The sequence below is a fragment of the Knoellia sinensis KCTC 19936 genome, from assembly GCF_000768705.1.
GTDB lineage: Bacteria > Actinomycetota > Actinomycetes > Actinomycetales > Dermatophilaceae > Knoellia > Knoellia sinensis.
In genome coordinates, this window is the sequence record NZ_AVPJ01000008.1 from 51,389 (window position 1) to 63,205 (window position 11,817).

The window sequence follows — 11,817 nt, forward strand, 5'->3', positions numbered from 1 at the left end:
CGCGGACGCAACCCCTCACTCGACGGGTTCGGCGACTGCGGAACGGAACTGCGCGGCATACAGGGCGGCGAAAGCACCACCCGCAGCGAGCAGGTCCGCGTGCGAGCCCTGCTCGACGATCCGGCCGTTCTCCATCACGAGGATCAGATCGGCGTCGCGGATCGTCGACAACCGGTGGGCAATGACGAAGCTCGTCCGGTCCTGACGCAGCGCGGACATCGCATGCTGCACGAGCTGCTCCGTGCGGGTGTCGACCGACGACGTCGCCTCGTCGAGGATGAGCAGTGCCGGGTCCGAGAGGAACGCGCGCGCGATGGTGATGAGCTGCTTCTCCCCGGCGCTGATGTTGCCGGCCTCCGCGTCGAGGACCGTGTCGTAGCCGTCGGGCAGTGAGTGGACGAACCGGTCGACATAGGTCGCGCGCGCGGCGGCCATGACGTCCTCGTCGGAGGCACCCGGCCGCCCATAGGCGATGTTGTCGCGGATCGTCCCGCCGAACAGCCAGGTGTCCTGCAGCACCATCCCGATCTCTCCGCGCAGGTTGTGCCGCGTCAGGTCGGTGATGTCGACGCCATCGAGCGTGATGCGACCGGAGTCCAGCTCGTAGAACCGCATGATGAGGTTCACGAGCGTCGTCTTGCCCGCACCGGTCGGGCCGACGATGGCGACCATCTGCCCCGGCTCCACGGTGAGATCGAGGTTCTCGATGAGCGGGGAGTCGGGGCTGTAGGAGAAGGACACGTTCTCGAACTCGACGCGCCCGTGGGGGTCGTCGAGCACAGTGGGCCGGGCCGCCTCGGCCTGCTGCTCCGGTGCGTCCAGCACCTCGAACACCCGCTCGGCAGAAGCCACCCCGGACTGCATGAGGTTGGCCATCGACGCCACCTGGGTGAGCGGCTGCGTGAACTGACGCGAGTACTGGATGAACGCCTGCACGTCACCGAGGGTCATCGAACCATTGGCCACGCGCAGCCCGCCGACCACGGCGATGACGACGTAGTTGAGGTTCCCGATGAACATCATCGTCGGCATGATGATGCCGCTGACGAACTGCGCCCCGAACCCTGCAGCGAACAGGTCGTCGTTCTTCGCCTTGAACGACGCGCGGGCCTCGTCCTGACGGCCGAACACCTTGACGAGCTGATGGCCGGTGTAGGTCTCCTCGACGATGGAGTTGAGCTCCCCCGTCGACTTCCACTGCTGCACGAAGTGCTTCTGCGACCGCTTGCCGATGAGGGCGGTCACCACCATCGTCACGGGAATCGTCACCAGCGCGATGAGCGCGAGCAGCGGCGAGATGTAGAGCATCATCGCCACCATCGCCACGACGGTGAGCAAGGACGTGAGCATCTGGTTGAGCGTCTGCTGGAGGCTCTGCGACACGTTGTCGATGTCGTTGGTGACGCGACTGAGGAGTTCACCGCGCGGCTGGTTGTCGAAGTAGGGCAACGGCAGACGGTTGAGCTTGTCCTCCACGTCGCGACGCAGGTTGAAGATCGTGCGGTTCACCGCGCCGGTGAGGATGTAGCCCATCGCCCACTGAAGCAGGCTCGCAACGACATAGATCGCCATGACGATGAGGAGCACTCGGGCGACAGCACCGAAGTCGATGCCGGCACCGGGAACGAGGAACGGCATGCTCTCGACCATGTCGGCGAAGGTGTCCTGACCTCGGGCCCGCAGCCCCGCAGCGATCTGCGCGACGGTGCCCTCGGTGGGGAGTTGCTTGCCGACGACACCGGCGAAGATGAGGTCGGTCGCCCGCCCCAGGATCTTGGGCCCGATCGCATTGAGGGCCACACTGCCCACGGCAAAGGCGAGGACGGCATACAGGGCAAGTCGTTCGGGACGCATGAGTCCCAGGAGGCGCTTGGCCGACGGAAGGAAGTTGGCCGACTTCTCCCCCGGCTGACCCACGCGCATGTGCGGCGGTCCGCCGCGGTGAACGGCACCCGGGCCCCGACGCTCCGCGGCGGCCTTCTCTTCTTCGGTGAGGATCCGGTCGGTCATGCCGCCGCCTCCTCTGCGCTGCGCTGGCTCTCGACGATCTCGACATAGGTCGGGCACGTCTCGAGGAGTTCGTCGTGCGTGCCCTGGCCGACGACGACTCCGTCGTCGAGCACGACGATGTGTTCGGCGTCGATGATCGTCGAGACCCGTTGTGCGACAACAACAACCGTCGTATGCCGTGTCACCGGCCTGAGTGCCTCACGGAGCCTTGCATCCGTGGCCAGGTCGAGCGCCGAGAAGCTGTCGTCGAAGAGGTAGACGTCGGGCTTGGCGACGAGCGCGCGCGCGATGGCAAGGCGTTGACGCTGCCCACCTGAGACGTTGGTTCCGCCCTGGGCGATGTGGCTCTCGAGGCCTTCGGGCATCGCGCGGACGAAGTCCTCGGCCTGGGCGATGCGCAGCGCCTCCCAGAGGTCCTCGTCCGTGGCATTGGCGTCGCCGTAGCGAAGGTTCGACGCGACCGTGCCGGTGAACAGATAGGGCTTCTGCGGGACGAGCCCGATGCGCGACCACACGTCCTCGAGGGTCGCGTCGCGCACGTCGACCCCGCCGAGGAGGACTGCACCGTCGGTGACGTCATAGAGCCGCGGGATGAGGGACAACAGCGTCGACTTCCCCGAACCGGTGCTGCCGATAATCGCCGTGGTGCGCCCGGGTTCCGCCGTGATCGAAATCCCCTGCAGCACAGGCACATCGGCGCCAGGGTAGGCGAACTCGACATCGCGGAACTCGACGGTCGTGCCACCGGTGGGCAACGCCGCCGGCTGGATCGGCTGCACGACGGTCGACGACGTGTCGAGCACCTCCGCGATGCGTCCGGCGGACACCGTGGCACGCGGGATCATCATCGACATGAACGTCGCCATCATCACGGACATGAGGATCTGCATGAGGTAGGCCATGAACGCGGTGAGTGCACCGACCTGCATCTGACCACTGTCGACGCGCTGCGCGCCGAACCACAGGACGGCCACGGTGGACGCGTTGAAGATGAACATGACGATCGGGAAGATCAGCGCCTGGAGCTTGCCGACGGCGAGCGCGGTGCCGGTGTATTGCGTGTTGGCCTCGGCGAAGCGCTCCTTCTCATGGTCCTCACGGACGAAGGCACGCACGACCCGAATGCCCGTGATCTGCTCACGCAGCACGCGGTTGACCCAGTCGACCGACTCCTGCATGAGGCGGAAGTTGGGGATCATCTTGCGGATGACGAGGGTGACGCAGAGCGCCAGCAGCGGCACGGCCACGGCGACGAGCCAGGACAGGCCGACGTCCTCACGCAACGCCATGATGATGCCGCCGATCATCATGATCGGGGCCGAGACCATCATCGCGGCACCCATGAACACGACGGTCTGGATCTGCGTCACGTCGTTGGTGTTGCGTGAGATGAGGGTCGGGGCGCCGAAGCGCGAGACCTCCTGAGCCGAGAAGTCGCCGACCCTGGCGAAGATGCCGGCTCGCAGGTCGCGACCGAAGGCGGCGGCGGCACGCGCACCGAGATAGGTCGCCGCGATCGACGCGGCGATCTGCACGAGGGACACGGCGAGCATCCAGCCGCCTGCCGAGAGGATGTAGTCGGTGTCGCCCTTGGCGACACCCTCATCGATGATCCTGCCGTTGAGGCTCGGCAGGTAGAGCGCGGCGATCGTGCCTGCCAGTTGCAGCAGGACGAGCACCGCCAGTGACCCGCGGTAGGGCCGCAGGTAGTCACGCATGATTCTGATCAGCACTACTTGTTCCCCCTGGTGGACGTGGAGTTCTGGGTGAGGCGCGCGTCGCTCGCGAGCGCACCGTCGAGGAGCACGTCGATCAGTGCCTCCGGCGAGGACGCTTCCCCGCCGAGCATCGGGTGGACGCTGGAAAGGGTGAGCATCCGCAGGTGGCCCACGAAGGTGGATGCAGGGATGCGCAGGTGGGCTGCGTCGCCGCCGATGAGTTCGACGAAGGCTGCGTCGAGCTCTGCGGTCGCCTCCTCGCGCCGGCGGTGTGCCTCGCCGTCGTGGTGCGGTCGCAGGGGTTGCCCCGAGGACTGCAGCACGGTCATGAGGGCGAACATGCCGCGGAGGTGCTCCTGCATGATCGCCACGCCGGCCGCCAGCCGCCCACGGAGCGGAAGCGCCCGGTCGATGTCGGCGAGTTCGACGATCAGGGTGGAGTTGTCGAAGGCGTCGTGGATCGTCGCCTCGATGAGCGCTTCCTTGCTCTCGAAGACCCTGAAGATCGTGCCTTCGGCGATCCCTGCCGCCTTCGCGATCTCCTTGGTGCTGACGACCCGACCCCGCTCGCGGAGCAGTGGCATCGTCACGGCGATGATCGAGGCCCGGCGGGCTTCGGGGCTCATGGCGGGGGCGCGGGGAGTCACGTCCTCAAGTATGAGTGAGTGAGCACTCACTCACAACAAGATTCCTGACCTGCGGCGTTACGGGCCACGAAGTCCCCATCGGCCCGCCCACTCACTCACGGGCGGGCCGATCCGTCGGTGGTTGGTGCTGCTGCCTGAGTCGGCCTCAGGCGTCTCAGTCGTCCGAGTGGAGCTGGCCCCGAACGGCCCCGGAGGGGAACTCACCGTTGTGGATGTTGACGTAGTAGTCCTCCGGGTTGGCGAGGATCTCCTGGACCTCGCCCGGGTCGAGACCCTTGCCCACCTCACCCTCGGTGAGGCAGTCCGCCGCCTGGCCGCCTTGCGGGAAGGCGAGGTTGACCTCGACCGGTCCGTTGGCGCCCTTGGCGCCCTCGTGGATGTGCGCCATCCGCGGTCCGCCGGGCGCCTGGTCGAGCTCGGCGATCTTGCTCACCTCGAGGATGTAGCAGAGGGTCGTGGGGTCGCCGTCGATGCCGAAGACGTAGGCCTCACCCCGACCGTTGGGGTCGCCGGCCATCCGGTTGGAACCGTCAGCGGCCACTTCGGCCCGACCCGTGAGGTGGGCCCCGATGAGGGTGTTGGTGTGGCCCGCCTGGGCCGCGCTGGGTGCCAGCACGAGGCCGGCCGCGAGTCCGGCGGCGCCCATGGCACCGCCGATGAGAATGCGCTTCATTGCGGATCAACTCACTTTCGCAGGGAGGGTCGCGGAGTCGACCCTGTGCGTTGTTCGTTGCCGATGGCGTTCCGGATTGCTCCGGCCCGGATCAGGCCTGCGCTTCGACCAGCAGCGCGTCCTTGGCGGCATCGCGCACGAACGCGACGATCTCGCGCTCGGTCTCGGCCGGATCCACGTCGAGGATTCCGGCGATCGCGCCTGCCGCCTGCCTTGGGGTGAGCTCACCGTCCGCGACGGAGAGGTATGCCGCGGTCACCGTCGAGAGCGTGATGATCCGTCCCAGCCCACCGCCTTGACGAGCCACGATCACCGACGGATCGGAGGCGCCGGGGAGGGTGTGACGCTCCTCGGTGACGTCGGGCGTCGCCTTCCACGCCCGGTCGAGCACCTCGTCATCGGTGTGTTCTGCCAACCACGTGCGCGCCTCCAGCCCCACCCACACGGCCTCGCCCATCGCCAGGGGGACGGGTCCACGCTCGTCCATGAGGTCGAGGAAGGGCTCGCGGTCCGTGGTCGGCCGGTGCAGGGTGATCACCCCGAGGCCGATGGACTCGATGTCGCGAGATGCGAAGTCGTCGAGCCACGCGGCATACATCGCGTCGAAGTCCGCCGTCCCGGCGTGGTGACCGCCGTCGCGAGACCACGTCTCGGCGTACTCCGCGGGGTCCTGCACCTCGCGTTGGACGACCCACGCGTCCACGCCTGCGCCGTCCAGCCACCCGCCGACACGCTCGGTCCAGGTGGAACCCGCCGGCACCTCCCAGTTGCCGAGGAACTGCGCCACTCCCCCTGGCTCGAGGTGCTCCCCGATCGAGCGCACGAGTCCGGCGACGACCGCGTCACCAGCAGCCCCTCCGTCGCGGTACTCGAACAACGGCACCTCGCCCGATCGGGGAGTGATGACGAAGGGCGGGTTGCTGACGATGAGGTCGAAGCGTTGTCCTGCAACGGGTTCGAGCATCGAGCCGTCGCGCACGTCCCAGTGCACGTCGTTCAGAGCTGCCGTGAATCGTGCGAAGGCGAGAGCTCGCTCGGAGAGGTCCGTGGCGACGATCGAGTCGGCGTGGGCCCCGAGGTGAAGGGCCTGAACGCCGCATCCAGTGCCCAGGTCGAGAGCGGTGCCGACCGGTCGACGGATCGTCCATGCCGCGAGAGTCGTCGAGGCCCCACCGATGCCGAGGACGTGGTCCTCCCTCACCGGCGATCCCGTCGCGACTTCCGCGAGATCGGACACCACCCACCAGTGGCGCTCGTCAGCGGCGTAGGGACGCACGTCGAACCGCGCCACCACGGCGTCGCCCTCCTCATCGAGGAGGCCGAGGTCCACCGCACCAGTCGCACGCAGGGTCGGCAGGGCCACGTCGACCTCGGAGACGTCGACGGGGTCACCGAGGGTGAAGAGCCGGATGAGGGTCGCGGCCGGAGCGTTCGAAGCACCAGCCACCCGGCGGGCAGGCAGCGGCTGCTCGCGCAAGAGCGCACTGCTCGCGAGAGGTCCGAGCACGTCGAGGACCCCGGTCACGGTGAAGTCTGCAGCCGCCAGGTCGGTGCGCAGGCGCGCGATCAGATCGAGGTCGAGGTGCGGTACGCGGGCGGACACGACGTGCTTCGCTCAGCCGTCGAGGAGTCCGCCGAGCATGCCGCCGCCGCCTCCGCCGCCCGAGGCCGCCGCCGGCGGGCCCTCGCTCGGCTGGACGACGACGAAGCCCGGGCCGTGGAACGCGTACTGGAACGCTTCGCCACTCCCGCCTCGCAGCATCGAGCGCATGTTCATGCTCGACACGACCTGCGGCACGAGACCGAGCGACCAACCGACGCAGGACTGCACGTCGACGTAGGTCGGCTGCTGCGAGCAGTCGAGGACGACCGGCTGCCCGACCGTGTGCATGGCCACGGTGCCCGTGCCCTGGAGGGTGGTGTTGAAGAGGCCTCCGCTCATCATCCCCGCGCCCTGGACGCGCTTGATGTCCCATTCGATCGCCGCGTCGAAGGCCAGGAGGTTGCGGACGTTGAGGCTGATCCCGTCACCGGTGAGCTCGATGAGGTGCACGAAGCCGGCGTCGCTGGCGAAGAAGACCTCACCGTTCCCGGCGACACGCATGAGGCTGACGTCCTCGCCGGTGACGACCTTCTTGAAGAGTTTGCCGACGCTGCCGGCCTTCTCGTGGTCGAAACGGACCTGCCCCTGGTAGGCGACCATCGCGCCCTTGACGGCGAGGACGTCGGCACCGAGCCGCACCCTCAGGAGCTGCGGGTTCTGGAGGGCGAACGCGTGGTCGGATTCGAGCTCGAGGTTGGCCTGTTCGAAGAGCGAGGAGCGCATGCCCCCACCCTAGGGCCGCCCTCTGGCGCGACGACGGGGCTCCCGAGCATTCCCGCTCCGCGCCAGAGCTGCGACGGTCATCTGTGGCGCGAACGAGCCAATAGTTCCCGAGCGCGTCACCGGTGGATGATGCATTCGCCAATTATTGGCTCGCTCGGCTCCCGGTCAGTCGGGGGACCCAGGTCGAGGCTCTCTGGGCACCTAAGCCGCGTCGAACCACTCGTTGCGGGCAGTGGGCCGAACTCCCTGTGCCGCCAACCTGGCGACCATGAGCTGTGGCCGAGTGGCCTCCGCCCAGACCCACCGCGCCATCCTGCGGTCGGTAGCCCGGATGCGGTCCTCTCGCTTCTTCTCACGCCAGAGCACCTGCGTGACCTCCTCGGCTGCCATGCCTTCGTCCACCTGGTACTTCTTGAGGCCGTCGAACTCCCCCACCACACGCTCCCGCTTCCACCAGAAATCGCAGATGCCCACCAGTCCGTCGTCATCCTCGATGGGCACTTGCAGCTGGGGCCTCGGGACGTTGAGCCGAAACATCTGGACTCGGGACAAGGACTCCCCCACCGACATCGCCCCGGGCTCGGCAAAGTCCACGACCAGAGCGGCCCGCGCCCGCCCCCTCGCGCCCACGGGGACCTTGTCGAGTTCGGCCATGAGTTCCTCGCGAGTGCACAACTTGTGGTGCAGCGCATGATCGGCCGCCGCAACCGCGTCAGGGAGTTCCTCGGCGCGTGCGATGTCGATGATCGTGCGAGTCAACGTCGTCACGAGAAGACCATCGATGACGTCATACTCATCCACCTCGCCGATGTGCCTCTTCACCAGACCTGATGAGCGCACCGTCGGGCGCGTCGAGGTCACGGCAATGCGCGTGGGCCACGGAGTGATGCGCGGCAACGCCCGAAGCGCGGCAGCCGACGTGTGGGAGAACCCGATCAGCCTCGAGCCCCTCATCTGCATGGCTGACGCGTGGACGAAGGCGGCGTGTCGCTGTTCCGGCTTCAAGCCAGTCCATAGGTCTGCCGGTGCAACCACCCCGTGCCGGACCATCGTCCACTTGGGCTTGCCCCGAGCATCCCGGTCTTCAGGACTCTCTCCCAGTCTGCGCAGATCCGCGGTGGGACGCAGTCGGCTGAACACCGGTTCATGTGGGCTCGAGGTGGGCATGCTCGATCGTGGCAGCGATGGCGATGTCGCCCGGGGTGTTATCCACAGGGCACCGCGACCGATGCACCAATGGGTGAGCCGACCACCCGTGGGTGGTCGGCTCACCAACTTTTGGCTCGCACGGGTTCAGAACCGCGGCGTATGCCGTGTGCGCGCCTAGCGCTGGGCGGGCACCTCGACCGCGTCGCCGTTCCTGACGCCGTCGCCGTCGGTCAGGACGTCGCCCTTGTCGGCGAGATCGCCCTGCTCGAGAGCCTCGTCGACGGCCTCACCGGGCTCGGTCACCGCACCGGAGTCGGGCGCCGAGGCGTCGAGCTCGCCGGCCGACTCCACGTCGTCGTCGCCGCCGATCGCGAGGTCGCGACGCTTCGAGATGGCCACGGCCGTGACGACGATGACGAGCGCGATGCCGGCGATGCCATAGCGGAGCGGGGCACTCGCGTCGCCGCCGACCGACAGGATGACGATCGCGGGGGCGATGAGCACCGAGACGAGGTTCATCACCTTGAGGAGCGGGTTGATGGCGGGGCCAGCGGTGTCCTTGAACGGGTCACCGACCGTGTCGCCGATGACCGTCGCGGCGTGGGCCTCCGAGCCCTTGCCACCGTGGTGGCCGTCCTCGACGATCTTCTTCGCGTTGTCCCAGGCGCCGCCCGAGTTCGCGAGGAAGACGGCCATGAGCGCGCCGGTGCCGATCGCGCCGGCCAGGAAGCCGGCGAGGGCGCCAATGCCGAGACCGAAGCCGACGATGACCGGGCTCAGTGCCGCGAGCAGACCCGGGGTCGCGAGCTCGCGCAGGGAGTCACGCGTGCAGATGTCGACGACCTTGCCGTACTCCGGCTTGGTCGTGCCCTCCATGATCCCGGGGATGTCGCGGAACTGACGACGGACCTCGAAGACGATGGCGCCAGCGGCACGGGTCACTGCGTTGATGGCGAGGCCGGAGAAGAGGAACACGACGGCCGCACCCAGAAGCAGACCCACCAGAGTGGCCGGGTTGGTCACGAGTGCCTGGGCATCGCCGAGGAAGGCCTCGGCCTGCTCCTGCGTCGTCGTGCCCGGGTCGGTGATCTCGCGGACCGCGGTCTGCCACGCGTCGGTGTAGGACCCGAAGAGCGCCGTGGCCGCGAGGACGGCAGTCGCGATGGCGATGCCCTTGGTGATGGCCTTGGTCGTGTTGCCGACCGCGTCGAGCTCGGTGAGGATCTGCGCGGCCTCCTCGTCGACGTCGCCCGACATCTCGGCGATGCCCTGGGCGTTGTCCGAGACCGGACCGAACGTGTCCATGGCGACGATGACGCCGACGGTCGTGAGGAGTCCACAGCCGGCGAGGGCGATGAGGAAGAGCGAGAGCGCCACCGAGCCGCCGCCGAGCAGGAAGGCGAGGTAGACGGCACCACCGATGATCACCGCGGTGTAGACCGCCGACTCGAGGCCGACGCCGATGCCGGACAGGACGACGGTCGCGGCGCCGGTGAGCGACGTGCGCGCGACGTCCTTGGTCGGGCGCTTGTCGGTGCCGGTGAAGTAGCCGGTGAGCCACAGGATGATCGCCGCGAGGACGATGCCGATGATGACCGCGAGCGTCGCGGTGATCCGCGGGTCTCCCTCGAGGGAGGCGATCCCCTGGTCACGCGAGCCGAGCTCGGCGAACGTCGCGGGCAGGTAGAACCAGGCAGCTGCGGCGGACCCGACCGCGGCGATGACGGCCGAGATGTAGAAGCCGCGGTTGATGGCGTCGAGCGCGCTCTCCGAACCCCGGGCCTTGGTGATGAAGACACCGATGAGGGCCGTGATGGCGCCGATGGCCGGGACGAGCAGGGGGAAGACGAGGCCGTAGGAGCCGAACGCCACGGAGCCGAGGATGAGAGCAGCAACCAGCATCACGGCATACGACTCGAAAAGGTCGGCGGCCATGCCCGCGCAGTCGCCGACGTTGTCACCGACGTTGTCGGCGATGGTCGCGGCGTTGCGCGGGTCGTCCTCGGGGATGCCGGCCTCGACCTTGCCGACGAGGTCGGCGCCGACGTCAGCGGCCTTGGTGAAGATGCCACCACCGACACGCATGAACATGGCGAGCAGCGCGGCACCGAAGCCGAAGCCCTCGAGAACCTTGGGGGCCTCTGCCTTGTAGAGGAGGACGACGGTCGCGGCGCCGATGAGGCCGAGTCCGACGGTCGCCATGCCGACGACACCACCGGTGCGGAACGCGATGCGCATGCCCTCGTCGCGACCGTTCTCACCGCGGGAGGCGGCGGCGACACGGACATTGGCCTTCGTCGCGAGCTTCATGCCGAGGTAGCCGATCGAGGCCGAGAAGAGCGCCCCGACGATGAAGAAGCCGGAACGGCCGAGCTTCACACCCCAGTCGGGAGCCGGCAGGAGGAGCAGCAGGCCGAAGACGAGGACGACGAAGATCCCCAGCGTCTTGAACTGACGGGTGAGATAGGCCTGAGCCCCCTCTTCGACCGCGGCGCCGATCTCGCGCATCTTGTCGGTACCGGTGTCCGCACGCAGGACCTGCTGCCGGAAGACGAAGCCCATGACGAGGGCGATCGCGCCGATGACCGCGACAGCGACCACGAGCGTGACGTTCGATCCGGTGAGGTCCAGCGTGGACGTCGCCTCGGCTGGCGCGAGAGCGAGTGCAGCCATTCCATCCTCCTTGACGGGTGTGCGTCATCAACCGCCCGAGGATCGAGTGCCACAGGCAGACGCGGGGTGGACCTTACCCGGTGACTCAGGTCACATGTGGGCGCCGGTCACGATGTGACCGCCGTCACGCCTCGCCTCGGAGTGTCGGGAGACGAATCAGGCAGAGACGCCGGGCTCGGCGACCGGTGCGTCGCTCGCCCCTTCGACCTGCACGCCCTCGATCGCCGCGTCGACGCTCTCGTGAACCGGCAGCACACGGTCGAGTCCGGTGATCCCGAACAGGCGCAGGATCCGCTCGTTGGTGCACACCACTCGCAGCCAGCCGTCGTCCAGCTTCTTGAGGACCTTGAGCCGGCCGACGAGCACTCCCAGGCCGGTCGAATCCAGGAATCCCACGTCCTCCAGGTCGACGACAAGCTGCGTCCGACCTGCGGCGATGCTCTCCTCGAGCGCAGAGCGCAGCTGGGGGGCGGTATAGACGTCGACTTCGCCCGACACCGTCACGATGGTGACGTCGTCGCGCTCACTGGTTGACACGGTCAGCTTCACAGCAGCCGGCTCCTTGCTCGTTGCTCACGCAATGCGAATGACTCGTGTGCCCGACCCCCTGCCAGCGTCCAT

General features: G+C 67.9%; 9 protein-coding genes. All 9 read right to left on the minus strand.

The genetic code is table 11. The features are described from left to right. Nucleotides 1–15 precede the first annotated feature (15 nt). The 9 genes from N802_RS11615 to N802_RS11655 all read right to left on the minus strand — a co-directional run bounded on the left by N802_RS11615 (nt 16) and on the right by N802_RS11655 (nt 11,733). The gene (locus N802_RS11615) at nt 16–2,010 is read right to left on the minus strand and encodes an ABC transporter ATP-binding protein (protein ID WP_035916386.1); all 1,995 of its coding nucleotides are present in this window, start codon (nt 2,008–2,010) and stop codon (nt 16–18) included. Continuing rightward, nucleotides 2,007–3,743, minus strand: a complete 1,737-nt coding sequence (locus N802_RS11620) for an ABC transporter ATP-binding protein (protein WP_035916388.1) — start codon at nt 3,741–3,743, stop codon at nt 2,007–2,009. The genes N802_RS11615 and N802_RS11620 overlap by 4 nt, the downstream gene beginning before the upstream one ends. Continuing rightward, a complete protein-coding gene (locus N802_RS11625) occupies nt 3,743–4,375 on the minus strand; it encodes a TetR/AcrR family transcriptional regulator (protein WP_156971378.1) in 633 nt (210 codons plus the stop codon). Before N802_RS11625 ends, N802_RS11620 begins: the two co-directional genes overlap by 1 nt. A 154-nt stretch (nt 4,376–4,529) precedes the next feature. Continuing rightward, a complete protein-coding gene (locus N802_RS11630) occupies nt 4,530–5,048 on the minus strand; it encodes a CHRD domain-containing protein (RefSeq protein WP_211254394.1) in 519 nt (172 codons plus the stop codon). A gap of 91 nt (nt 5,049–5,139) precedes the next feature. Continuing rightward, on the minus strand, nt 5,140–6,651 hold the full coding sequence (locus tag N802_RS11635) for a N5-glutamine methyltransferase family protein (protein ID WP_035916390.1): 1,512 nt from the start codon (nt 6,649–6,651) through the stop codon (nt 5,140–5,142). A 12-nt stretch (nt 6,652–6,663) separates the two neighbouring features. Then, on the minus strand, nt 6,664–7,374 hold the full coding sequence (locus tag N802_RS11640; protein ID WP_035916393.1) for an AIM24 family protein: 711 nt from the start codon (nt 7,372–7,374) through the stop codon (nt 6,664–6,666). A gap of 201 nt (nt 7,375–7,575) precedes the next feature. Continuing rightward, the gene (locus N802_RS11645; protein WP_156971379.1) at nt 7,576–8,334 is read right to left on the minus strand and encodes a hypothetical protein; all 759 of its coding nucleotides are present in this window, start codon (nt 8,332–8,334) and stop codon (nt 7,576–7,578) included. Between the two features lie 363 nt (nt 8,335–8,697). Then, entirely contained in the window at nt 8,698–11,196 is a 2,499-nt protein-coding gene (locus N802_RS11650; RefSeq protein WP_169743427.1) for a sodium-translocating pyrophosphatase, read from the minus strand. A gap of 156 nt (nt 11,197–11,352) precedes the next feature. Then, complete coding sequence (locus tag N802_RS11655) at nt 11,353–11,733, minus strand: STAS domain-containing protein (RefSeq protein WP_425402482.1); 381 nt, start codon at nt 11,731–11,733, stop codon at nt 11,353–11,355. Nucleotides 11,734–11,817: the final 84 nt, after the last annotated feature.

Bases quoted from the DNA above. Each gene is read 5' to 3' on its own strand.
- N802_RS11615 (WP_035916386.1), bottom strand. From the start codon at position 2,010: ATGACCGACCGGATCCTCACCGAAGAAGAGAAGGCCGCCGCGGAGCGT.
- N802_RS11630 (WP_211254394.1), bottom strand. From the start codon at position 5,048: ATGAAGCGCATTCTCATCGGCGGTGCCATGGGCGCCGCCGGACTCGCG.
- N802_RS11640 (WP_035916393.1), bottom strand. From the start codon at position 7,374: ATGCGCTCCTCGCTCTTCGAACAGGCCAACCTCGAGCTCGAATCCGAC.
- N802_RS11645 (WP_156971379.1), bottom strand. From the start codon at position 8,334: ATGCAGATGAGGGGCTCGAGGCTGATCGGGTTCTCCCACACGTCGGCT.
- N802_RS11650 (WP_169743427.1), bottom strand. From the start codon at position 11,196: ATGGCTGCACTCGCTCTCGCGCCAGCCGAGGCGACGTCCACGCTGGAC.